The following is a 21,338-nucleotide window of genomic DNA, read 5'->3' on the forward strand; positions in this document are numbered from 1 at the left end:
AGTTCGATCTAAGATACCCGCTCACGGAATCACGATGACCTTCCCCGCGATCCGTCCCTCCGCAGCCTCGGCATGCACGGCAGGCAGCTCTTCGAGCGGAACCCGCCGCGTGACCTCAACGGTGAGCACCCCGGCATCTACCAATCCGACGAGCTCGCGCAGCTTCTCCGCGTCGCTCCGCACGAAAACGACGACCGAGCGCACGCCGCGGTCGGCGTCGTCGGGGGCGGGCATCCATGCGGTCGTGCTGACGACGACTCCCCCGTCGCGCACGAGGCCGACCAGAGCGGTGAACTCGTCGGGCTCGATGGGGGCGAGGTTGAGCAGTAGGTCGACCTGGTCGGTCACGGCATCCCGCACCGTGGACTGCGTGTGGTCGATGATGTCGTCGGCGCCCGCTGCGCGCACGGCATCCGCACTCCGAGGGCTCGCGGTCGCGATGACGTAGGCGCCCGCGCGCTTGGCGAGGGCGATCGCGTACTTGCCGACGACTCCGCCGGCGCCGACGATGAGCACGCGCTGGCCGGCTTCGAGTCCGCCGTCGTCGAACAGCGCCTGGCGCGCGGTGAGGGCGACCGACGGGAGTGCGGCGGCATCCGCCAGCGGAACGCTCGTGGGCGCGGCGACGATCGAGTCGGAGGGGGCGACGACGTACTCGGCGGCGCCTCCGTCGTCGGTCATCGGCAGGAACCCGATCACCGGGTCGCCGACCGCGAAGCCCTCGACTCCGTCGCCGATGGCGTCGATCGTTCCGGACACGTCGTATCCAGGGACGTGCGGGAGCTTCACCGGGATCGGCAGGAACCCGGCGCGCATGCCGTTGTCGGCGGCGTTGAAAGCGGATGCCGCGACGCGCAGCCGCACCTGACCCGCCGCCGGAGTGGGCTGCTCGATCTCCTCGGTGCGGAGCACCTCGGGACCGCCGACCTCGTGGAACCGTACTGCCTTCATGACTCATCCCTTTCGTAAGTACTTCGAATTCGAAGCATATGGGAACGGTAGCACTGCTTCGAATTCGAAGCAATCTATACTGGACCTATGAGTCGCCCCGCGCAGCTGTCCCAGCTCGAGCTCTCGGCGTACTTCGCGTTCACCGAGGTCAGCAGCCTGCTGCGGCATGAGGTCGAGAAGCAGCTGCGCGACGTCGGCAAGCTCAGCTACGTGCAGTTCCAGCTGCTCGCGCGGCTTGGGGATGCTTCTGGTGGGTCACTGCGGATGACCGACCTCGCGGACGGCGTCGTCTACAGCCGGAGCGGGCTGACGTATCAGGCGCAGACGCTGGAGGAACGGGGGCTGGTCACGCGGGCGCCGTCACCGGACGATGAGCGCAGCACGATGGTGACGCTGACCGATGCGGGGCGGGCGGTGCTGGCGGAGGTGTTCCCCGGGCACATCGCAGTCGTGCGGGGGTTGCTGTTCGAGTCGTTGGATGAGGGGGATGTTGGGGTGCTGGAACGGGTTATGACTCGGGTGAGTGGGCATCTGCGGGCAAATCCACCTCGGAGTGCTGGGGGGCGGAAGCGGAAGAGTGGCACTAGCTCACACGACTTCACCGGGTGAAGCGACGCCGTCATTCTCGGACGAAGATTGCATCTCTTGCGCCAATCGCAATACCGTGAATAGACGCCTACAAGCACATGAGGAGCGAAGTGTCCAATGAAGAGTTGAACGACGCGGTCGTAACCGCCGACGTCGATGACGAGAGCCACGCGGACGACGCCACCGTGCTCAACGACCCCGAGGAACCGGAGTCTACGATCGATTCAGTAGCGGCCAGCCTGCCGTACTTCGGGGCAGACTTCGACGTAGCTGGGTTGGTACGTCGCCTGGCGGATGACGATATCGTTATCCCGCGGTTCGATCCCGACGAGAGCTCAGACCTTTCCGTGGAGGGTTTTCAGCGCCAGCGCGTCTGGACAAAGCCTCGAATGGAGAAATTCATCGAGTCACTGCTCCTCGGATGGCCAGTCCCAAACATCTTCCTCGTTGTCGAGCCGGATGGCAAGTATCTCGTGCTCGACGGGCAGCAACGCCTCACGACGCTCTCCGATTTCTATAACGGAGAATTCAGCCTCGAAGACGTGGTACCGGAGCTCGGGGGAGCCAACATTTCAAACCTTTCGACCGAAAGTCGCCGACGTCTCAACAACACCTTTATTCAGGCCGTCGTGATTGAACCTTCGGAGCCGGACGGTCGCGACTCAGTTTATCGCTTGTTCGGACGGCTTAATAGCGGTGGGGTGGCGCTTACTCCTCAAGAAATCCGAGTTGCGCTGTACCGCGGACCGCTAGTCAACTTCATTCGGGACCTCAATCACAACGACGATTGGCGGATCCTCTACGGTTTGAAGAATGGCGAAGAGTTCACGACTGACAAGAAGCTGAAGGACCACGAATTAATCCTTCGCTCGCTCGTTATGTCAGATGTTGTTGAAAAGATTCACCTCGACTGGGACGATAAGGCGGCGAGGATTTCAGCATATCGTCCACCTATGGTTCAGTTCTTGAACTCGTACCTAGACAGCAACCGTCAACCGACTGAGGCACGCCTGAATGCCCTCGAGAGCGCTTTCAAAGTAAGTTGTCAGTTGCTCAATCAAGCCGATGGACGCGAGGCGCTGAGATTCGCCGGCAGACTCAATGCCGCCCACATTGACGCCCTGCTGGCGAACCTGATCTTTGCCGCCGAGAACGGATTACTCTTTTCCGTCGATCAAGTCCGGGCAGCGATATCCGACCTTCGTACTAACGAAGCGTATATCGGGTGGATCTCCGGCAGCACTTCACATCGGGACAGCGTCTATGGCCGCCTCAAGGCTGTCCGCGAAGCCCTATTGGCGACACTGCAGTGACCCTGCAAGTATTTCCGCACCGAGAGGCGCATCAGCTCTGGACACAGCTGGAGTCTGAGTTCGAGCGATGGCGGAAAGCAGTCTCATATATTCCCGCTGATCAGATCCGGCTGCAGGAGGACCTTCGCGGTTACCTATGCCTTCGTTGCGCTGGATTTCTTGAGTCACTTGCATTTGAGTGCGTCAAAAGGTACTTGACGACGCATTCTAGCGGCCCCGCCCTCGAGTTCGCACAGTCGTTCTTTCACCAGGCTCCGAATCTCAATGCGACGACCCTACCAAAACTCATTGATCGCTTTGGCAAGGAGCATAGCAACAGTTTCAAAAAATTCCTGACCCCGCAGCTGGCAGATAGCCTAAACGATCTAGCGGCTGTCCGCAACAACATTGCCCACGGGAATCTGCAAGGGGGGCGCAAACTTAATCCCGATCGATATCACGCCCTCTGCAAGGCAATACTCGGCTGGTTCTCGGGAGAGTTTCTCGAGCCACAGGCAACCTCGCAGGCGATCGACCCAGACATGACAAATGTCGTAGACGAGCCATAATCTAACGGGTTTCGCTATCCGTCGGCAAAGGTTGAACCCGAGGTTACTGACCTCTGCCATCACCGAGAACCTCGTCCAAGAAGGTGAGGATCCCGCTCAACCAGCGCATCAGGCGGCATCGTGTGGATCGCACTGACCACAACCAGTCCGCGAGGAGTAGTAGTCGTCCTTACTCAAAGACAAGCCCCGCGAATGCGGGACTAAGCGACCCGCATCCGGGCCTCTCAACGCAATTCGCACCGCGACCGAGAGAACAGGGGACATTTGCATCAACCGGCGTCTGCCAATGTGCCTTCCATAGCCCCTCTCCCTCGAACAGGGGCGCGGCTTTGTATGAATCACTTGAATGGCACATCGGGAGCTTCGACAGGAGATATTTCCGCTTCGTCGGCTAGCCTCCAAAGCTGCCCGCCAAACTCAGCAACGAACGGATCCTCGTCTGTTGCCGGAACCAGCCGAATGCTGACTACTTCCCCCGGCTCCGGCGCCTCGACTCCTAGCTGCCTCGCCGCAACACGATGCTTCTCGTAATCACCGCCGAGGATGACGTACCCCTCGGGGCGTAGCGTCGTACGTGCACCACCGTTGGCTCGCACCCGCTTCATGAAGTCGTCCTGCTGCGCCACAGTCGCGATCACATTTCGGCCGATTCTTCGTCCGGTCACTCGGCGGAGCAATTCATTAACGCGCTTCTGACCGGACTTTGGGGAGAAGATCGCCGCGAGTGTCTCGGCGTCACAGTCAAGGAGGACGTTCGGCGGCAGATCGCCAGGCCGCTGCAGCCATCTGACGGCCTCTCGCCCTGCCTGATTCAGCTGCACCTTTGCGTCACGATTTGGTTTAATCCTGCAGTGGTCTAGCGTCGCGCGGACTACGCCGAGGGCGAACTCGTTCTTGGCGTCGCTCACGTAGCCCACGACGAGAAGATGCCCGAGTGCTTCCGGCGGAATCATCCACCCGTTCATCCGCTGGGAGAACTTGCAGTCAACGTCTACGTCGGCGATCCTATAGTCGAGCTTTTCGCCTTCATCGATTACGTCGTCGAACTCACGACGAAGGTTGATCTCGAAGAGAGTACCGAAGTGCGTTCGTTCGGTCTTGTGTAGCTCGGCCCACGAGTATCGCCCAGTACGCTGACCGTCATAAAGCTGATCGAGGGTGCGTCGCATGAGTCGTCCGGTGCGGGTGCCATCCGGATCTGCAGTGCGAAGCTTTTGATAAACAGCCACTAGCTCCAGATCGCCCTCACTCTCCAGCGGGTCTGGCTCCCAGCCCCGCAGCAGCTCGGCACTCATCCGATCAGCTGACCTTACTCCGAAATCGAGTAATCACTTCGTGCCGCCAGTGATCTTCCTGCCCGGTGAAGCCCCTGAAGTCTCCGAGCAAGTATCGCTCACTTCCATCGATGTCGAACCTGTGGAGTTCGAAGTCGCGCCCGATCGCTGCGAGTCTCTGCTGAACTGCAGCAGTGCTTCCTTCGTTGTAGGCACCAACCAACTCATCAAGACTTAGCGGCCGATCGCTGCTGGCAAGCGCTCGGTACACCGGATCCTGAAGGCTCACACCATCGGGCTGAACCACTCTCGCGATGCCCTCCTGAGTGAGAGCAGCCCGAACACTGCGACCAAGCGCCTCCGCGACAGGTGGAGGGAACGCGTTCCCGATCTGTCGGTACTGCGACGTTTTCCGGCCAGCGAAAGTGTACGCATCCTCCGCCTTCCAGCCCTGGACTCGAGCCGCCATCTCGATGGTCAAACGTGGTGGGGCCGTCCTGAACGAGGGAGATTGACGGTTAGGTCGCGTGTCAGCGATCCCCCTACCATCAACGCCCAGCTTCGCCCACGCTGCCTTCGCCCTCGTTGGGCCAAGGTCGGCGCCGCCGTGTTTCTTGCTGCCGCCCACGAGCGTCGGCCCGATATCGTTCGCTGCCTCGCGCCAAGCATCCGCATACTTCCAGCCGTCAGCTGCCATCAAGTCGTGCAGCGCTTCTCCGACCGTGATTCGAGCGCCCGGCCGTGGCTCTGGCCAATGGAAGTAACGCATCTCGTCCGCCCGCATCGCCACGAGGACGAAACGGGGGCGCAGCTGCGGGACACCGAAGTCAGCGGCGTGGAGTAGCTTCCACTCTCCGACGTAGCCGAGATCATCGAGACGGTCCAGGATTCGCTGGCGGTACGCAGCAAATCTGGGGGAGGAAAGCCCGCGGACATTCTCAAGCATCACTGCGCGGGGCTGGATGACACCTACCTGCTCGATGGCCCAGGCGAACAAGTCGCGCTCGTCACCCGTCCCGAGCTGCTTGCCCGCAGCTGAGAAGGGTGGGCACGGTACCCCGCCGGCAAACATGTCGACGCCCTCATACTCCCGTGGGTGCCAGAGTGTCCGGTCGGCAACATCGCCCACGGCAACATCGACCCCAAGGTTCGATCGAAGTGTCTGTGCTGCGGTTTCATCGATCTCAACGGCCAGCGCATGGGAGAACCCGGCTTTGTGAAGTCCAAGTGATTGACCGCCAGCGCCCGCGCAAACCTCCACGAGAGTATGAGCGGAGTCCTGGGAGCGACGAGATTCTGGCACGGTTTCATCGTACGTCTGGCCTGCGACATAGGCCTGAAGCATCACCGAGCCTTGTTGTGACCGATCTTCCCCGCCCGGGTCCAGAGCACTGCGATCGACGTACCAGGAACGCGTGGCCGAAGGGTACGCGGCTCGGACCTGGATCGGAACCCGAGCTAGTTCGTCACCTCTCAACATGAAGCTCACACCAAGAGTGCGCTCTCGATCGGGCGGGACTATCATCGAAATACATAGACGCACCGTTGCGAAACCCGAAGGAGCTCCACCATGGCCCTCACCGCCCACTCCACGATCGGCGACTGGCTCAACGACCCGACCGGCGGCCCGCTCATCCGCGGACTGTTCGAGCAGACCGGCGCCGACCCTGAGCTCCTCACTCCGGTCCTCGGGCTCCCGCTGCAGCAGCTCGTGGCGATGAGCCAGGGCCAGCTCCCGCAGTCGGTCGTCGACGACCTCGTCCGCGCGGCGAACAACGGCGAGATCCCCGAAGACACGAGCACCGAGGGCTGGACTGAGACCCCCACCTCCGGACGCTTCGCTGGCAAGACCGTGATCGTCACGGGAGCCGCGTCCGGGATCGGTAAGGCCACGGCATCCCGCATCGCCCGTGAAGGTGGACGCGTCATCGCCGCCGACATCTCCGCCGAGAAGCTCGACGCGCTGAAGTCCGAGCTGCCCGACATCGTCACGGTCGCCGGTGACCTCACCCAGCAGGACGCGATCGACGCCGTCATCGCCGCCGCGGGCGACACCATCGACGGTCTCGCGAACGTCGCCGGCATCAACGACGACTTCTCCCCCGCGGGCGAGACGACGGATGCTGTGTGGGACCGCGTCATCGCCATCAACCTCACCGCCCCGTTCAAGCTCATGCGCGCGGTGCTGCCGATCATGGAGAAGGCCGGCCGCGGCGCGATCCTCAACGTCTCGAGCGAGGCGGGCCTGCGCGGCAACGCCTCGGGCAACGCCTACACGGCGAGCAAGCACGGCATCATCGGCGTCACGAAGTCCGCGGCGTTCATGTACGGGCCGAAGGGCATCCGCGTGAACAGCGTCGCTCCCGGAGGGGTGGCCACCGGCATCCCCATGCCCCCAAACATGTCGGAGTACGGGTCCGGGCGTCTCGCTCCGTTCCAGCAGGCGATCCCCACCGTCGCGACCGCCGAGCACCTCGCCGCCTCGATCACGTTCCTGCTGTCGGACGACGCCGTGAACATCAACGGTGCCGTGTTGGCCTCGGACGGAGGATGGTCGGTTCAGTAGGTCCGACGCTCAGCGCGTGATCCGCCGAATCGATCGGCGGATCACGCCCGGCGAGGCAGGTGGCACTTTCAACTTGCGGATAACTTCCTTCTCACTACGATTGCCGCTCTCTGCGCGCGGCGCGCAACTTTGACAATCGAGTCGTGGCCGCCGAGCCGACCATGAACGCGAGCAAACCGATCAAGAGGTACGCAGGAAGGGCATCGCCAGTGGGGCTGTCCATGTTGCCCGACCAGCCGAACCATGCCAGCACAGCGAACCACCCCACGACCGGGATCATCGCCAGTACAGCGCTCAGCTTCTGTCCCGCGCAGCCGGTCAGGGTTCCCCAGAGGAAGAGCGCGACACCAACGATGATGTAAGCCATACCCGACTCCCCTAGCAGTCCCGCACCCACGGCCACCATACGCCGGCCGGCCCCCCGACGCCGACTACGTAGTGAATGGAGACGCACCTGTTGCCGACCAGCTGAGCCGCCCCGATCGCGGTGACTGTCGTGCAAGCGACCTGCAAGAGCTTCGCGAAAGGCACGGGTGACTTGCTCAGAATTCCAGCGCACGCAGCGTAGCCCGTAATCGCTGCACGACTCTCAGTCTTGTTCAGGTGCACCTGAATGTAGGGGCCGAAGAACTGCACAGTGGGATCAGCGACCACAGGAAATGTCGCGCCCGTCGTGTCAACGACCTGCGTGAGAGTTGAACCAGAGATCTCGTAGTGGGTATCGAGGGACCGCCCGGCGGCATCTACGGCCCATGGGGATTCGATGCCAGCGATGAATCCACGCGCGTCGGAAACCGAGACCGATCCATCATCGAGAAGCAACAACTGGGTGCCGCTCCCAAACGTCCACTCGGGACTTTGTGCCGACTGTTCGGCGATCACGGCTGAGAATCGCGTCGCTCCCTCTTCGGGCAAGCTCACGGCGTAGGTGACGGACTCCTCTACCGCGACCGCGTACTGGTCGACCGGCGAGTTTTCAGCGTGCGATGAGACGCCTAATGTCACATCTAGATCGACGGCATCCAGCGACACGAAAGTGCCACCCGCTTCGCTTTCAAGCGCTGGAGGGGCGACGGTGGACGGCGACGGAGCTCCCACGGCGATCAGCTCGGCATCACCGATAACGTCCGCGAGGTCGTCGAGCGAAGACGCCGCGTTGGCATGAGCGATCGCGGGAGCAACAGCGACAGATAGGGCGAGCGCTCCCGCTGTGCAAGCGATCCGGATTCCAGATTGTGTTTTCATGCGGCATAGATTTACACACGTTTGACTACGGATGTGATATTTTGCATAAGCTGCGCGTGGGTCGAGCGGAGGTGCCCGAGGCCGTTGGTCATGTATCTCTGATTACCCTTGACACATGAAGAAGCTCCCTGCCCTGGCCGCTCTCGGCGTCAGCATCCTTCTGCTGTCCGGATGCTCTGAGCAGGTGTCGAAGGTCACGGCGTGCGGCTCGGTCACGTCGCTCGCGGTGCAGGTGAGCGGTGCGATCGGCTCCCTCACCTCCCCGACTCCCGAAGCGGCGCAGGCGGCGCTCGACGAGGTCCGCGGGGTGGTCGAGAACATCCGTCAGGTCGAGGGTCCCGACGAGTTCGTCACCCTCCGCGACGCGTGGACCATCAGCATCGACGGCGTCATCGCGGAGGGCGAGAACACGCTGGCCGGGAATCCCGGGAACATGGATGCCGCGGTCACCGACCTGCGCACCACGACGGAGGCGATCGTCGGCTACTGCGCGCCGTAGTCTCGCGCGTTTCGTCTCAGGCGACTTCGTCGTCTTCGCTCAACGACCCGGGGAGCCCCCCGCTCAACGACCGGTCAGGTCGCGATTCCCCGCAGCAGCCGCGTGACCGTCTCGTCCACACGACCTTCACTGAGGGGCTGCCCGATGAGCGCCGCGTACGACGCCATCGCGATGAGCTGATCGGCGATGGCGTCGGCATCCACATCCGGGCGGATCTCGCCCGCCGACTGCCCGCGCGCGATGCGCTCCGCGACCCACTCGCGGATCGGCGCCGCCAGCCGCTCGTTGAGCGCGAGTCCGAGCTCGTGGTCGGTGGCCGTCACCGCGATGAGCGCGCGGGCGAGGGCAACGCCCTCGTGGCTGGCGAGTCCAGCCGACATCGCCGAGAACCACGCGTGCAGGTCGGCGCGGATGTCGTCGGTGATCGGCACCTCGACGTCGGCTCCGGGGAGGTCGCCCTCGAGTAGCGCCTCTCCGAGGATCGCCGCCTTCGTCGGCCACCAGCGGTAGATCGTCTGCTTGGCGACTCCCGCCGACTCGGCGAGTCCCTCGATCGTCACCGCCTCGTAGGCGCCGGCGACGACCGCCGTGCGCATCGCGTCGAGCACCGACCGGCGGGCGGCTTCACTACGGGGACGAGGCATGAGGACAAGGCTACTGACGGATGCCGAAGCGCGACGCCGTCTTCGCCGCCGACATGGACCGTCGACTGCGCGCCCTAGGCTTCACTCATGTCGAAGAAGAAATACGGGTTCTGGAACTTCGTCCTGGACTGTGTCCTCACGCTCCTTACCGGAGGCCTCTGGTTGATCTGGATCTTCGTGCGGGAGATGCGCCGCCGCTGAGTCTGGCGTTGCGAGTGTGCCTGCCAGGGCCGCTCGCCAATGTCGAGGGAACTCGGCGGTTGCGTCAGTTCTGAATGCCGGCGTCGCGGCCGTAGCGGTTCTCGAAATCGCGCGTCGCTCGCCGGGAGGCGACGAGCTTGACAGCGCCGAACACTGCGCCGCCGATGAAGACGACAACGGCGGCGACGCCGAACCACAGAAGCCAGCCACCTCTACCCTCGATGACGAGCGTCACCTGCAGAGCGGCCGCGATGATCGACGAAACGATCGTCCAGACTGCGTAGTTCCTATCTCGGCGAAGTGCGAAGCGCTGCTGGATCAGCGACGGGGTCGGCTTCGGTTCGCTCATGGGGGGAAGCGTAGCGGCCTGCATCGTCGCAGGTCACGAAGATATCGATGCTTGTCCTGACTCTGATCCGACCGGCACGCGTTGGTCCCGGTCTCGAGGCGGCCGGCGTCGATCCACCGGTACACCTGCGAGAAATGCCTTCCGATCAGCACGGCGACTTTCTTCGCGGTCACCCACTCCTCCAGTTCACACATTGGGGACTCTTTCCCTCTTTCGCTGGCTGGGTACAATCCGGGTATGTCCTTCGCAGCACACGTGACCGTGGACGGCATCGCATACGAAATCCACGACGAGGAGGAGTGGGCCGACGTCTCGGCGCAGATCGACACCTTCGTCACGACGGGCCGCCACCTGCTCAGAATCAACTACCCGACTGGCGTGCAGCATGTCCTCCTCACGGAACACTCGAAGTTGCTCGTCTGGGTCCAGACCGACTAGCGCGGCGCTCACGTCCTGTCTCCTCGCTCACCGTGATCCGCTCCTTCGGATTGGGCATAGTCGCGTCCCGCGTCTGCCGATAACCTCTGCGCATGAGCGATGGTGACCCGAGGCCCGCACCTCTACCTGGAGAAACCGAGTCGACGTTGCGGACTCGGCGTCTGGTCCTGTGGGCGACGATCGCCGTTGGAGGGGCGGGGAGTGTAGCCCTCTCGTACCTGATTGCGGGATGGGATGCAGTGATAGGTGGCGCGATCACCGTGGTACTCGTCGCGCTCTCCTTGATAGTGCCGGAGCTCGTTCGGATCCAGCGAGCGCTGCGCACGCTGCGAGACGATCCGCATGCTGACGAGCGGCGTTAGGCTCTGCGCATGAACGAGCCCAAGCCCGAGCCGTCGTTGATCCAACAACGCCACGAGCTCGGGCGATGGCGCCTCGCCGCGCTCATCATGATGATCGGCTGGGGCGCGATGGCTGCGCTCCGAGTCGTCTTCTTCGACGTCGCCGACTTCGTCGACTGGGGAATGCTTGGTCTCTCGGCGGCCCTGGCGCTTTATGGGGTGAAGCTCTGGTTCGACTACCGTCGCAAGGTCCGCACCTTCGAGGCTGAGCATGGCCCGGACGCAGGCAAGCAACCGTAGGCTTCGGGCATGAGTGATTCCGAGCTGACACGGGATCGACAGCGGCGTGCGATCAGCCGCAGCACGATCCTCTGGTCCGTCGCCGCGGTGGGGATGCTGATACTCGGCGCGGCTAACTGGATCACTCTTGCGGTCGATGGGGGTGGCAGCCAGTACACCTGGGGTATGGCGGTTGGCGCCACTGTCATCGCGGTTTTCACGGTGGTGTTCATCGTTACGTTCCGTGTCGCGACAAGGAGTCTCAGGCTTTCCAAGGCAGACCGGCGGCGTTGAGAGAGCGCTCGTCGCCCCTCACCCCTACGTCAGAAGCAGCACGCTGAGCGTCGCGCCACCGGCACCGAACGACTGCTTCGGCGGACGCGACGAGCATCCGTCCTTCCACTCGAGTGATGCAGCCTCGCGCTGCGCGTCGAACGGTCCGACCTGCGGCTCGATCCGCCCGTCTGAGATGATGTCGCCATGCTCCTGGTGCTCGCAGCGATCGGATACCTGGTCGTCATCGGCGTCGCGTTCGCTGCGGTGCGCCTCGGCCAGTTCCTGATCCGTCGACGCCGCTAGGTTGGCGCTCGGCTCCAGCACGTCGAACCGAGGCGTAGCCATCTGGTCCCACTCGTCCCAAAGCCATCCGAACCCCTGCCCTTCCTCAGCGACAGGCGTAGCGGGCTCAAGAATGTCCGCGAGCCGACGCGGTCTGCACCTCCCTGGTCCGCCCGACGGTAGACCTGAGCGACCGCATCGGACCCGAACTCGCGCCGGCTCACAGACTCCGACGACGACGACGAAAGCGCAGCGATCCACTCTCAGTCCATCGATGAGCCAGCTCTGGTCACAGACCAGCTCAACTCTGATCCGGATGGCGAGGCGTCCCTCGTTGGGACAGCACAGCACCAACCCCCACCCACATAAGGGTGAACATGAACAGGGCCGAACCCACCCAGAGCGGCAAGACACCCATGATGGACAGCGGTGCCACCACTATCCCCGCCATGATGATCGCGTTGCACACGCCGCGAAAGACTTTTCGATCCCTTTTCATCGGTCATCTCCTCACTGAGCTTCAACGCCTTCATCTGCAGTGAGCGGTCCCACGCGGTTCGATGAAGACAGAGGAGCCGAGCGGTGTGAAGAGGATTCCGATGCAATTTCGATCTTTGTTGGCCACCCCCGCTTGCGACAGAGCAATCCCCAGCGAGATTCCGCAGCCGATCGCGATAACGGCTCCAGCTTTCGCGCATGCTGCCGTGATCGCTGCACCCACTGCTGGACCACCGGATGCGATCGCATTCGTTTCGGACCTGTTGAAGTAGACGGAACACCAACCGACGCCGCAGCCCATGGTGGGGTCGGCCGTTACGGGAAAGGTTGCGCCCTCCAAATCGACATGCTGAGTGAGGACGTTGCCAGCCACTGTGTAATGCGTGGCGACATCGACACCCTCGGCATCCGTCGCCCACGGTGCTTCGATGAAGTTGACGACTTGCCCCGTGACGTCACGAACAAGCGCCGAGCCATCGACCTGCAGCTCGAGCGTTGTCCCTCCATCTCCGATCTCGAAGTCGTAGGAACGCGGGGCTGACGAGTCGTGGAGAACGATGAAGCTCGCATTCGTCCCTCGTGCACCCGTGCCCGTTACGATCCCGAAGCTGTCTTCAACGAGAACAGAGGATCCGTTCTCTGTGTAGGACTCGCCCTCCCATACCGGAGCGATTTCCACTTCATTGTTTAACGGCTCCGCGATGACGGGTGGGATATCTACTTCGAAGGCATCAGATGGACCACCCAGAAGATCCTGCTCCTCCACGATCGCCAACGGATCAAACTCTTCCTCAGCATGTGCGGGCGCGACGCCCAGCGCTGTGACAAGCGCTGCCGCGCTTAGGAGCGCTGGCGCCAGGAATCTGGTGGCAATGGACTCGTGTTGTGTACTCATATGAGGACACTACGACGGGCATCGAAGATTCGCAGTATGTTGCATTGCGCCACTCAAGCCGATCAAGACCCTAAAAGGGCGGTGTCCGCCCGACGGTAGACCTGAGCCACGGCGCCAGACCCGAACTCGCGCCGACTCACCGGCTCAAGCCGCACCCGCTCTCGTAGCCCATCGAGCAGGTACGGACCGTGCCCAGCGACGATCGGATGCACGACGAAGATGTACTCGTCGATCAGTCCCAGATCCGTGAGCGCGGTCGACAGCACGAGTCCGCCGACCGACAAACCCTTGCCCGGCTGCTCCTTCAGCCGCCGGACGGCATCGCCGAGGTCGCCTCGCACGAGCTCTGCGTTCCAGTCCACCGATTCGAGCGTGCCCGAGACGACGTACTTCCTCGCCCGGTCGAGGGTGTCGGCGAACTCCTGCTCCCCCGCATCCATCCGGTCGGGCCAGACCCCGTCATCCGGACGCTTCCACGCCTCCCGCATCATCTCGAACGTCACGCGGCCGTAGAGCTCGGCATCCGAGTTGTGCATCTGATCGGTCCAAAAGCGCATCAGCTCGTCGTCGGGAGCGACGCCGGCCTCGTGATGCACGCAGCCGTCGAGCGTGACATTGATGGCGTACCGCAGTGGTCTCATGGCGCTGCTCCCTTGATGCGCGAAGTGCGGGTCGGATGCGGTACAGAGTACGCCTCGTGGAGGGCACCGCGTTTCGTCTCGCTTCGCTCGCTCAACGACCGAGAGGCGGGGCCTCGCTTCGCTCACTCAACGACCGAGAGCCAGGCACAGACTCCATCGAAGTGGCATGATCGATTCGAAGCACTTCGAGACGAGGACCCATGTCGAATCCCGCGACCATCTACGAGGTCGCCAGCCGCGCCGGCGTGAGCATCTCGACGGTCTCCCTGGCCATCAACCACCCGGCCCGCGTCAGCGCCAAGACCCGCACACTCGTGCTCGCCGCCGCCGACGAACTGGGTTTCGTGCCGAAGGAGCGCGCGATCGCCCGGGCCAAGGCCGGTGTCGGCCGGATCGCCATGGTCGCGCCGTTCTCGTCGTACCCGAGCTTCGCGGAGCGCATGGCCGGAGCGATGGAAGCCCTGGGCGACGACGGCACGCAGTTCGTGGTGTTCGATCACGAAGACATCGCGACCTCCGACTCCCCGCTGCTCGACACTCTGCCGGTGCGCGGGCACGTCGACGGCCTGATCATCATGGGCATCCCCCTGCAGGATGCCGCGGCCGAGCGCCTCGCCACCCGGCTGCCGACCGTGCTGGTCGATCAGAAGCATCCGCTGCTCTCCAGCGTCTGGGTCGACGACCTCGGCGGCGGACAGCTGGTCGGCGCCCGCCTGCTCGCGGGCGGACACCGCCGCGTCGTGTTCGTGCGCGAGACGGAGACGTCGTTCCTCGACGACTCCCCGGCGCAGCAGCGCGTCGACGGATTGCGCTCGGTCATGGGCGACGACGCGGTGCGCGAGATCACGATCAGCCGCACGCCGTCGGCCGGACGCGAGGTGATCGCCGAGTACTGGGGCGACGGCGCGGACTGGCGGCCGACCGCCGTCTTCGCACACCGCGACCTCGTCGCCCTCAGCGTGCTGGGAGCGGCACGCGAGGCGGGGCTGCACGTGCCCGGCGACGTGTCGATCATCGGGTACGACGACGACGATTCCGCCGCCGCGCTCGACCTGTCGACGGTCGCGAACCCGCTGCGTGAGAGCGGCCGCGAGGCGATCCGTCTTCTGCGCGAGATGATCGCGCACCCGGACGCCGCCCCGACCCAGGTCGAGCTGCCGCTGATGTTCCGCGCGCGCGGATCGTCGGGGCCTGCCCCTCAGAGCTGAGCCGGGCGCTCCGCGAAGTCCCGGAGCACCGAGACGACCTCGCGGTGCCAGAGCCGCGCACCGCGATACCCCTGCAGCAACGACTGCGTGCCGTGCAGCGACCCCAGGTGCCGGGTGCCGGTCACGCGGTTCCCCGCCGCGGCCAATCGCTCCACGAGCGCTTCGCCGCCCGCCCGCAGCGGGTCGAACTCCGCGGTCATCACGTGCGTCGTCGGCAGACCGCGCAGATCTCCGCGAAGGGGCGACACCGCGGGCGACTCGGCATCCTGCTCGCTCACGTATCCGGCACGCAGGTCGGCGACCGACGGCAACCCGTTGAGCTCGCCGTACTCCGGCAGCCAGGGGGCGTCGTCGGAGAGATCCACGACGGGCACCTCGAGCAGCTGTCCGCGCACCGGCACTCCGTTGTCACGGGCCCAGAGGCAGAGGGATGCCGCGAGCGCACCGCCCGCCGAGACCCCGCCGACGACGATGCGGGTCGGGTCGATCCGCAGTTCGGCGCTGTGCTCGCGAAGCCACGACAGGGCGGCCCTGGCGTCGAGCGATGCGGCCGGATGCGGCCTCATCGGGGCGAGGGCGTAGTCGGGGCAGAAGACCGCGTACTCCGCCTCCACCGCCCGGTTGCTGCAGAACGCGACGTTGATGAGTTCGTCGAGGTCGCCCAGTCGGAATGCACCGCCGTGCAACACGAGGTAGGCGGGCAGTTCGCCGATCGCCCCGGCCGGCCGGTACTCGTCGATGCGCAGGTCGCCCGACTCGGTCGCGATCCGGTGCGTCGTGCGCGCGGCGGGCGACGGGATCTCCCCGAACTCCGCGAAGAGGCGGTCGCTGAGTAAGCGCGAGCGGGTGCGCTCGTCGGCATCCGGGTCATGGGTGTCCGAGACGTCGGCGATACGGCTCTGCCAGACGCGGATGGTCGGGTCGAGCGCAGGCGAGGTGAGGGTCATCGGAGGAGGGTCTTTCGGGATCGGCGGGCGCGTTGCACGACCGGGTCGGGGGAGGGCACGGCATCGAGAAGATTCCGGGTGTAGTCGTTCTGCGGCGACGCGAGCACGTCGGCAGTGGCGCCGGACTCGACGACGCGGCCGTAATGCAGCACGGCGAGCCGGTGCGCGACGTGCTCGACGACGGCGAGGTCGTGCGTGATGAAGAGGTAGCTGACCCCGGTGCGCTGCTGCAGCTCGGCCAGCAGGTTGAGGATCTGCGCCTGGATCGAGAGGTCGAGTGCGCTCACCGCCTCGTCGCACACCACGAGCCGCGGCTCGACGAGCAGTGCCCGGGCGATCGCGATGCGCTGCCGCTGGCCGCCCGAGAAGTCGGAGGGGTACTTCTGCGCCGCGGCCGCGGGCAGCCCCACGACGTCGAGCCAGCGCTCGATCCGGGCGCGGCGATCGGCGGCATCCGTCGCGATGCCGTGCGCGCGCAGCGGCTCGCTGAGCGTCTGCCCGATCGTCAGCGCGGGGTTAAGCGACGCGTACGGGTTCTGGAAGATCACCTGGATGTCTTTGGTGAGCTGCCGGCGCCGTGCTGCCCCCACCTGCGTGATGTCCTCGCCCGCGAAGGCGATGCGGCCGCCCGAGACGGGGGTGAACCCGAGCACGGCGTTGCCGATCGTCGACTTGCCCGAGCCGCTCTCGCCGACGAGGCCGAGAGTCTCACCCGCTTCAATGCTCAGCGAGACGTCGTCGCTCGCGCGCACGGGGAGCGATCGTCTGCGCCCCCGGTAGTCGACGACGAGGTGCTCGATCGTGAGCAGGGGCTCCGAATCGCGGATGGTCATGCGTGCACCGCCTTCAGCTCGTGGGTCCGGATGCAGCGGCTCTCGCGCTCGTCCTCCGGCACGACGAGCGGGATCGCGCCCGCCCGGCAGGCGTCCGTGACGAGCGGGCAGCGGTCGGCGAAATGGCACCCGACCGGCCAGTGCGCCGGCTCCGGCACCTGCCCGGGTATCACCGGCAGCGGCTCGCCGGGAGTGGCGGTCTGCGGGTTCGCCGCGATGAGAGCGCGCGTATAGGGATGCAGGGGTTCGGCGAACAGATCGACGATGTCGGCCTGCTCGACGAGCTCTCCCGCGTACATGACCAGGGCGCGATCGCACAGATCGGCCAGCACGCCCCAGTCGTGGGTCACGAGCACGATCGACGTACCCAGCCGCTCACGCAGGTCGGCGAGCAGGTCCAGGATCTGGCGCTGCACGGTGACATCGAGCGCGGTCGTCGGCTCGTCGGCGATGAGCAGGGACGGCCGGCTCGCGAGGGCGAGCGCGATGCCGACGCGCTGTGCCATGCCGCCGGAGAGTTCGTGCGGGTACATGCGCGCGACATCCGCCGCGTGGGGAAGACCGACCAGTCCGAGCAGCTCGATCATGCGCGCCTCGGTGGCCCGACGGTCGCTCCTGTCGTTGGTGCGCACGGCCTCCCTCAGCTGCGAGCCGATGGTGAACACCGGGTCGAGAGTGTTCATCGGCTCCTGCGGGATCAGCCCGATGCCGGAACCCCGACGCCGCGCAAGGCCGCGCGTGACGTCGGCGCCCTGGAACCGCACGCTGCCGGCGACGATGCGCCCGCCCCGGGCGAGCAGCCCCAGCACCGCGCGACCTGTGACCGACTTGCCGCTGCCCGACTCGCCGACGATGCCCACCACCTCGCCCGGCGCGACGTCGAACCCGACATCGCGCACGACGACGGTGCTGCCGAAAGCGACCGTGAGCCCGCGCACGCTCAGCAATGCGTCGGGATCGTGCGGTGTCGTCTCGCGAATCGGCTCCTGACGGCCGGCCTTCGTCCGCGTCGGCGCCGAGCCGCGCTGCGTCACCGCATCGCGGGCGCCGTCGCCGACGATCCCCAGGGCGAGCACGAACAGCGCGATCAGCAGACCGGGCGGCACGAGCTCCCAGGGGTTGCTGGTGAGGTTCGCCGCGGCATCCTTCACCATCGCCCCCCAGCTCGGCGCCGGCGGCGCGACGGAGAATCCGAGGAAGGCGAGGCCGCTTTCGACCAGCACGGCGCTCGCGGCGAAGAGCGTGACCTGCACCGTCACGGGCCCGGCGAGGTTCGGGAGGATGTGACCGGCGACGATCGCGGCCGGGCGCAGGCCGGAGGCACGCGCCGCCCGCACATAGAGCTCCGCGGACGCGGCGATCGTCGTCGCCCGCACGACTCGGAAGACGCTGCCGAATCCCAGGATGCCGAGGGTGATCATCGCCGCCACGATGCTCGTGCTGAACACGGAGAGCACGACGAGAAGGATCACGATCACCGGAACGGCGAAGAGGATCTCGACGGTGCGGCTGAGGAGCGTGTCGATCCATCCGCGTCGATAGCCGGCGACGAGCCCGAGCGGCACACCGAGGATGACGAAGACGACCGTTGCGATCAGGGTGCCCACCAGCGTCGTCTGTCCGCCGTGCAGAAGCCGGGAGAGGATGTCGCGGCCGAGCGTGTCTGTGCCCAGCCAGTGCGCCGCGGAGGGCAGCTGATTCGCGCTGGCGAGATCCTGAACGAGCGGTCCGTACGGGGCGACGAGGTTCGCGAAGGCGCACGCCAGGACGACCACGACGATGAACCCGAGGGCGACGACGGCGAGAGGGTTGCGCAGGAAGGCGCGGAGAGAGGTCATGCGGTTCTCGCCTTCGGGTCGAGGATGCCGGAGAGGACGTCGATGAGAAGGTTGGTCACCACGACGAACAGCGCGAAGGTGAGCGCGACGCCCTGGACGACGGGGATGTCGTGGCGGGAGGTCGCCTCGACGACGAGACCGCCCAGGCCCGGGAGGGCGAAGACGTTCTCGACGAGCACGGTGCCGCTGAACAGACCGATCATCATCAGACCGATGACCGTGGTCACCGGGATCGCCGCGTTCCGTAGCACATGCCGGTAGACGATCGAGCGCTCGCTGAGTCCCTGCGCCCGCATGGCCGTGACGAACTCGCGGTCCAGCTGGGTGCGCATCGCGTCGCGGGTCTGCTTCGCGATCACGGCCACGCCGCCGATGCCGAGGGTGAGCACCGGGAGCACGAGGCTGAGGAACCACCCGAACGGCCAATACCCGAAGTCGATGTAGCCGGTCGCGGGGAACAGCGGCAGGGCGACCGCGAAGACAGACACGAGCAGGAATCCCAGCCAGAAGGTGGGAATGGAGACCCCTACGAGAGCGACGACGTCGATAGCCCGACCGATCGGCCCGTGGCTGCGAGCGCCGGCGACGCCCAGAGCGACTCCCACGACGACCGAGAACAGCAGGCTGCCCGCGACCAATGACAGGGTAACGCCCAGCCGTGACCCGATGAGGGACGACACAGACTGGTTGCTGAAGATCGACGACCCGAGGTCGCCCTGCACCGCCGCGCCCAGCCACTGACCGTACCGCTCGATCAGCGGATCATCGAGGCCGAGCTGATCGCGCAGGGCCAGGTACTGCTCCTGCGTTCCGGTCTGGCCGAGGATCGTGCGGGCGGCGTCGCCGGGGGCGAGCGAGACGAGCACGAAGGTGAGCACTGAGACGACGAAGAGCAGGAGGAGGGAGGTGGCCAGCCACCTCGCCAGGCGGCGGGCGAAGAGCCCGCCGCGCTGACGAGACGGCGCGGCCGTGAAGGTGACGCTCATCAGCTCGCCGGCTCGAGGTCCACGATCGCGACGATCGGGTTCTCGCCGGTGGTCGACGCGACCGCCTCGGGATCGATCGCGTCGGTCGCGTACTGACCGAGCGGGGCCCAGGCAACCGGCGCGTACCAGGCGAGGTCGACAAGGCGCGTCTCGATCTGCTCGCTGAGCTCTTTCACCTGGTCGGTCTCTGCCACCGCGAGCTGCTCCGAGAGGCTCGTGAGCTCGGCATCCGTCGACTTGAAGGCGTTGAAGAGCGCCGTCGGTCCGTACAGCTGCTGGTACTCGACGAACATCGGCAGAGTGCCGAAGCCGATCCACGCGGCGGGGTACTCGCCCGAGGCCATCTTCGTCACGTACTCGTTGACGTCGGCCTTGCTGTCGGCCTGGATCGTGATGCCCACCTCGCGCAGCTGGCCCGCGATGGCCTGCACCATCGTGTCGCCGTTGAAGAACGGAGCGGACACGACCGGGAGGGTGAACCCGTCGGCGTACCCGGCCTCAGCGAGCAGCTGCTTCGCCTTCTCGGGGTCGTACGGATACGCGTCGTCGAGCGACTCGACGTAGCCGACGCCGTGCGTGGTCTGCGTGGTGGCGGACCCCCACTCGCCGTAGAGCGCGTCGACGATCGCCTCTCGGTCGATGGCGTAGTTGATGGCCTGGCGCACGCGCTGGTCGCCGAGAGCCGGAACGAGAGCGCCGTCGCGATCGAGCAGATTGAGCCCGGAGAACACATTCGGGACGAAGTGCACCTGCAGTCCGGCCTTCTCGGCCTCGGATGCCGTCGTGTAGTCGCCCGTCGTGAAGTCGATCTGGCCCGACTTCATGGCGTTGAGGGTGGAGCTGAGGTTCGGGATGACCTTGATCGTCACCTTGCTCCAGTGAACGTTCTCCTCATCCCAGTAGTTCTCGTTCGGGACGTAGACGTAGGTGTCGTTCGCGATCGTCGCCTGCGCATCGAGCACGTAGGGGCCCGCTCCGGCGGTCATGGTTCCGAGGTCGTCGGCGTTCTCGAGTCCGGTCGGACTGATGACGTCGGCGATGCCGACACCGCTCTGCGAGAAGTAACGCGGCAGCTCGGGGTTGCCCTCGCTGAACGTGAGCTCCACGGTGAGGTCGTCGGGGGTGTCGATGGACTCGAGCGTCGCGAGGACCCCCGACATCTGACCGCCCGCGCCCTTGACGTACTCGAGGTGCTTCTTCACGCCCTCCGCAGTGAGGTCGCTGCCGTCGGCGAACGTGACTCCCTCGCGCAGGGTGAGACGGAAGGTCGTGTTCCCTTCACCGACGTACCCCCAGTCGGTCGCGAGTCCCGGGCGCAGCGTGCCGTCGGAGGCCGCCTGGATCAGCGGGCTGTAGGCGAGATCGACGTACCACTGGGCCGCCTGGTTGATCAGGGCAGGGTCGAGGGTGCCGGGCCCCGCCTGCATGGCGATCCGCAGTTCGGGCGGTGCCCCGTCGAATCCGTTCGGCCCACCGGCGGGCGGCGCGCAGGCGGTGAGAGTGGCGGCGAGCGCGGCGGCCGCGGCGGCGAAAGCCAGCAGTCGGCGCGTGCGCGAGGTGTGCTGTGACGACATTGTCGGTGCCCTTCTGAGCGCGGGAGCGCTGTCGCGACCTTCCGGATGAAGGTGGGTGTGTTCATGAAACCCGCGTCTCGACATTCTGTCAAGTGCTTGTTCGAAGCACTTCGATATGGTGGGA

General features: G+C 65.3%; 23 protein-coding genes. 8 read left to right on the forward strand and 15 right to left on the reverse strand.

The genetic code is table 11. The annotated features are described in order from the left end of the window. Positions 1–21 precede the first annotated feature (21 nt). Complete coding sequence (locus tag M3195_RS01715) at positions 22–951, reverse strand: NADP-dependent oxidoreductase (protein ID WP_251584610.1); 930 nt, start codon at positions 949–951, stop codon at positions 22–24. An 87-nt stretch (positions 952–1,038) separates the two neighbouring features. On the opposite strand from M3195_RS01715, the gene M3195_RS01720 reads away from it, so the two are divergent. Further along, the gene (locus M3195_RS01720) at positions 1,039–1,560 is read left to right on the forward strand and encodes a MarR family winged helix-turn-helix transcriptional regulator (RefSeq protein ID WP_251584612.1); all 522 of its coding nucleotides are present in this window, start codon (positions 1,039–1,041) and stop codon (positions 1,558–1,560) included. Between the two features lie 89 nt (positions 1,561–1,649). Next, complete coding sequence (locus M3195_RS01725; RefSeq protein WP_251584614.1) at positions 1,650–2,852, forward strand: DUF262 domain-containing protein; 1,203 nt, start codon at positions 1,650–1,652, stop codon at positions 2,850–2,852. A gap of 886 nt (positions 2,853–3,738) precedes the next feature. Here M3195_RS01725 and M3195_RS01730 read toward each other — a convergent pair. Both M3195_RS01730 and M3195_RS01735 read right to left on the reverse strand, forming a co-directional pair. Next, a complete protein-coding gene (locus M3195_RS01730; RefSeq protein ID WP_251584616.1) occupies positions 3,739–4,695 on the reverse strand; it encodes a NaeI family type II restriction endonuclease in 957 nt (318 codons plus the stop codon). Between the two features lie 4 nt (positions 4,696–4,699). Next, on the reverse strand, positions 4,700–6,019 hold the full coding sequence (locus M3195_RS01735; protein WP_251584618.1) for a DNA cytosine methyltransferase: 1,320 nt from the start codon (positions 6,017–6,019) through the stop codon (positions 4,700–4,702). A 225-nt stretch (positions 6,020–6,244) separates the two neighbouring features. Here M3195_RS01735 and M3195_RS01740 point away from each other — a divergent pair, with 225 nt between their 5' ends. Beyond that, entirely contained in the window at positions 6,245–7,240 is a 996-nt protein-coding gene (locus M3195_RS01740) for an SDR family NAD(P)-dependent oxidoreductase (RefSeq protein WP_251584620.1), read from the forward strand. Positions 7,241–7,334: 94 nt separating this feature from the next. Here M3195_RS01740 and M3195_RS01745 read toward each other — a convergent pair whose 3' ends face one another. Continuing rightward, entirely contained in the window at positions 7,335–7,607 is a 273-nt protein-coding gene (locus tag M3195_RS01745; protein WP_251584622.1) for a hypothetical protein, read from the reverse strand. A gap of 11 nt (positions 7,608–7,618) precedes the next feature. Then, positions 7,619–8,485, reverse strand: a complete 867-nt coding sequence (locus M3195_RS01750) for a hypothetical protein (RefSeq protein ID WP_251584624.1) — start codon at positions 8,483–8,485, stop codon at positions 7,619–7,621. A 115-nt stretch (positions 8,486–8,600) separates the two neighbouring features. Between M3195_RS01750 and M3195_RS01755 the strand changes: the two genes are divergently transcribed. Beyond that, positions 8,601–8,984, forward strand: a complete 384-nt coding sequence (locus M3195_RS01755; RefSeq protein ID WP_251584626.1) for a hypothetical protein — start codon at positions 8,601–8,603, stop codon at positions 8,982–8,984. 74 nt (positions 8,985–9,058) lie between these two features. Here M3195_RS01755 and M3195_RS01760 read toward each other — a convergent pair whose 3' ends face one another. Continuing rightward, complete coding sequence (locus M3195_RS01760) at positions 9,059–9,628, reverse strand: TetR/AcrR family transcriptional regulator (RefSeq protein ID WP_251584627.1); 570 nt, start codon at positions 9,626–9,628, stop codon at positions 9,059–9,061. 265 nt (positions 9,629–9,893) lie between these two features. Next, entirely contained in the window at positions 9,894–10,178 is a 285-nt protein-coding gene (locus tag M3195_RS01765) for a hypothetical protein (protein ID WP_251584628.1), read from the reverse strand. Positions 10,179–10,415: 237 nt separating this feature from the next. Between M3195_RS01765 and M3195_RS01770 the strand changes: the two genes are divergently transcribed. The 3 genes from M3195_RS01770 (at position 10,416) to M3195_RS01780 (ending at position 11,530) form a co-directional block, all read left to right on the forward strand. After that, the gene (locus M3195_RS01770) at positions 10,416–10,616 is read left to right on the forward strand and encodes a hypothetical protein (protein ID WP_251584630.1); all 201 of its coding nucleotides are present in this window, start codon (positions 10,416–10,418) and stop codon (positions 10,614–10,616) included. A 371-nt stretch (positions 10,617–10,987) separates the two neighbouring features. Next, entirely contained in the window at positions 10,988–11,257 is a 270-nt protein-coding gene (locus M3195_RS01775; RefSeq protein ID WP_251584632.1) for a hypothetical protein, read from the forward strand. 9 nt (positions 11,258–11,266) lie between these two features. Beyond that, positions 11,267–11,530: a hypothetical protein gene (locus tag M3195_RS01780; protein ID WP_251584634.1), complete on the forward strand. Its 264-nt coding sequence runs from the start codon at positions 11,267–11,269 to the stop codon at positions 11,528–11,530. A gap of 24 nt (positions 11,531–11,554) precedes the next feature. Here M3195_RS01780 and M3195_RS01785 read toward each other — a convergent pair whose 3' ends face one another. From M3195_RS01785 to M3195_RS01795, 3 genes are all read right to left on the reverse strand, one after another. Beyond that, complete coding sequence (locus tag M3195_RS01785; protein ID WP_251584636.1) at positions 11,555–11,857, reverse strand: hypothetical protein; 303 nt, start codon at positions 11,855–11,857, stop codon at positions 11,555–11,557. A gap of 466 nt (positions 11,858–12,323) precedes the next feature. Then, a complete protein-coding gene (locus tag M3195_RS01790) occupies positions 12,324–13,187 on the reverse strand; it encodes a hypothetical protein (RefSeq protein ID WP_251584637.1) in 864 nt (287 codons plus the stop codon). A gap of 62 nt (positions 13,188–13,249) precedes the next feature. After that, complete coding sequence (locus M3195_RS01795) at positions 13,250–13,828, reverse strand: dihydrofolate reductase family protein (RefSeq protein ID WP_251584640.1); 579 nt, start codon at positions 13,826–13,828, stop codon at positions 13,250–13,252. A 200-nt stretch (positions 13,829–14,028) separates the two neighbouring features. On the opposite strand from M3195_RS01795, the gene M3195_RS01800 reads away from it, so the two are divergent. Next, complete coding sequence (locus M3195_RS01800; protein ID WP_251584641.1) at positions 14,029–15,036, forward strand: LacI family DNA-binding transcriptional regulator; 1,008 nt, start codon at positions 14,029–14,031, stop codon at positions 15,034–15,036. Here the strand turns inward: M3195_RS01800 and M3195_RS01805 are convergent. From M3195_RS01805 to M3195_RS01825, 5 genes are read right to left on the reverse strand one after another with little or no spacing between them, the layout of a single operon-like run. Beyond that, positions 15,027–15,983: an alpha/beta hydrolase gene (locus M3195_RS01805; protein WP_251584642.1), complete on the reverse strand. Its 957-nt coding sequence runs from the start codon at positions 15,981–15,983 to the stop codon at positions 15,027–15,029. The genes M3195_RS01800 and M3195_RS01805 overlap by 10 nt on opposite strands. Further along, entirely contained in the window at positions 15,980–16,816 is an 837-nt protein-coding gene (locus M3195_RS01810; protein WP_251584643.1) for an ATP-binding cassette domain-containing protein, read from the reverse strand. The genes M3195_RS01805 and M3195_RS01810 overlap by 4 nt, the downstream gene beginning before the upstream one ends. Next, positions 16,813–18,654 carry a dipeptide/oligopeptide/nickel ABC transporter permease/ATP-binding protein gene (locus tag M3195_RS01815; protein WP_251584645.1) on the reverse strand — a complete coding sequence of 614 codons (1,842 nt, stop codon included), beginning with the start codon at positions 18,652–18,654 and terminating at the stop codon, positions 16,813–16,815. Before M3195_RS01815 ends, M3195_RS01810 begins: the two co-directional genes overlap by 4 nt. Then, complete coding sequence (locus M3195_RS01820) at positions 18,651–19,640, reverse strand: ABC transporter permease (RefSeq protein ID WP_251584647.1); 990 nt, start codon at positions 19,638–19,640, stop codon at positions 18,651–18,653. The genes M3195_RS01815 and M3195_RS01820 overlap by 4 nt, the downstream gene beginning before the upstream one ends. Continuing rightward, positions 19,640–21,214: an ABC transporter substrate-binding protein gene (locus tag M3195_RS01825; RefSeq protein WP_251584648.1), complete on the reverse strand. Its 1,575-nt coding sequence runs from the start codon at positions 21,212–21,214 to the stop codon at positions 19,640–19,642. The genes M3195_RS01820 and M3195_RS01825 overlap by 1 nt, the downstream gene beginning before the upstream one ends. Positions 21,215–21,338 lie beyond the last annotated feature (124 nt).

Origin of the sequence: Microbacterium hydrocarbonoxydans (genome assembly GCF_023715885.1) — a bacterium.
Taxonomy (GTDB): domain Bacteria; phylum Actinomycetota; class Actinomycetes; order Actinomycetales; family Microbacteriaceae; genus Microbacterium; species Microbacterium hydrocarbonoxydans_C.

Coding starts and splice junctions, on each gene's coding strand:
- M3195_RS01715 (WP_251584610.1), bottom strand. CDS start 951: ATGAAGGCAGTACGGTTCCACGAGGTCGGCGGTCCCGAGGTGCTCCGC.
- M3195_RS01720 (WP_251584612.1), top strand. CDS start 1,039: ATGAGTCGCCCCGCGCAGCTGTCCCAGCTCGAGCTCTCGGCGTACTTC.
- M3195_RS01730 (WP_251584616.1), bottom strand. CDS start 4,695: ATGAGTGCCGAGCTGCTGCGGGGCTGGGAGCCAGACCCGCTGGAGAGT.
- M3195_RS01735 (WP_251584618.1), bottom strand. CDS start 6,019: ATGCTTCAGGCCTATGTCGCAGGCCAGACGTACGATGAAACCGTGCCA.
- M3195_RS01740 (WP_251584620.1), top strand. CDS start 6,245: ATGGCCCTCACCGCCCACTCCACGATCGGCGACTGGCTCAACGACCCG.
- M3195_RS01745 (WP_251584622.1), bottom strand. CDS start 7,607: ATGGCTTACATCATCGTTGGTGTCGCGCTCTTCCTCTGGGGAACCCTG.
- M3195_RS01750 (WP_251584624.1), bottom strand. CDS start 8,485: ATGAAAACACAATCTGGAATCCGGATCGCTTGCACAGCGGGAGCGCTC.
- M3195_RS01755 (WP_251584626.1), top strand. CDS start 8,601: ATGAAGAAGCTCCCTGCCCTGGCCGCTCTCGGCGTCAGCATCCTTCTG.
- M3195_RS01760 (WP_251584627.1), bottom strand. CDS start 9,628: ATGCCTCGTCCCCGTAGTGAAGCCGCCCGCCGGTCGGTGCTCGACGCG.
- M3195_RS01765 (WP_251584628.1), bottom strand. CDS start 10,178: ATGAGCGAACCGAAGCCGACCCCGTCGCTGATCCAGCAGCGCTTCGCA.
- M3195_RS01770 (WP_251584630.1), top strand. CDS start 10,416: ATGTCCTTCGCAGCACACGTGACCGTGGACGGCATCGCATACGAAATC.
- M3195_RS01775 (WP_251584632.1), top strand. CDS start 10,988: ATGAACGAGCCCAAGCCCGAGCCGTCGTTGATCCAACAACGCCACGAG.
- M3195_RS01780 (WP_251584634.1), top strand. CDS start 11,267: ATGAGTGATTCCGAGCTGACACGGGATCGACAGCGGCGTGCGATCAGC.
- M3195_RS01785 (WP_251584636.1), bottom strand. CDS start 11,857: ATGGCTACGCCTCGGTTCGACGTGCTGGAGCCGAGCGCCAACCTAGCG.
- M3195_RS01790 (WP_251584637.1), bottom strand. CDS start 13,187: ATGAGTACACAACACGAGTCCATTGCCACCAGATTCCTGGCGCCAGCG.
- M3195_RS01795 (WP_251584640.1), bottom strand. CDS start 13,828: ATGAGACCACTGCGGTACGCCATCAATGTCACGCTCGACGGCTGCGTG.
- M3195_RS01800 (WP_251584641.1), top strand. CDS start 14,029: ATGTCGAATCCCGCGACCATCTACGAGGTCGCCAGCCGCGCCGGCGTG.
- M3195_RS01805 (WP_251584642.1), bottom strand. CDS start 15,983: ATGACCCTCACCTCGCCTGCGCTCGACCCGACCATCCGCGTCTGGCAG.
- M3195_RS01810 (WP_251584643.1), bottom strand. CDS start 16,816: ATGACCATCCGCGATTCGGAGCCCCTGCTCACGATCGAGCACCTCGTC.
- M3195_RS01815 (WP_251584645.1), bottom strand. CDS start 18,654: ATGACCTCTCTCCGCGCCTTCCTGCGCAACCCTCTCGCCGTCGTCGCC.
- M3195_RS01820 (WP_251584647.1), bottom strand. CDS start 19,640: ATGAGCGTCACCTTCACGGCCGCGCCGTCTCGTCAGCGCGGCGGGCTC.
- M3195_RS01825 (WP_251584648.1), bottom strand. CDS start 21,214: ATGTCGTCACAGCACACCTCGCGCACGCGCCGACTGCTGGCTTTCGCC.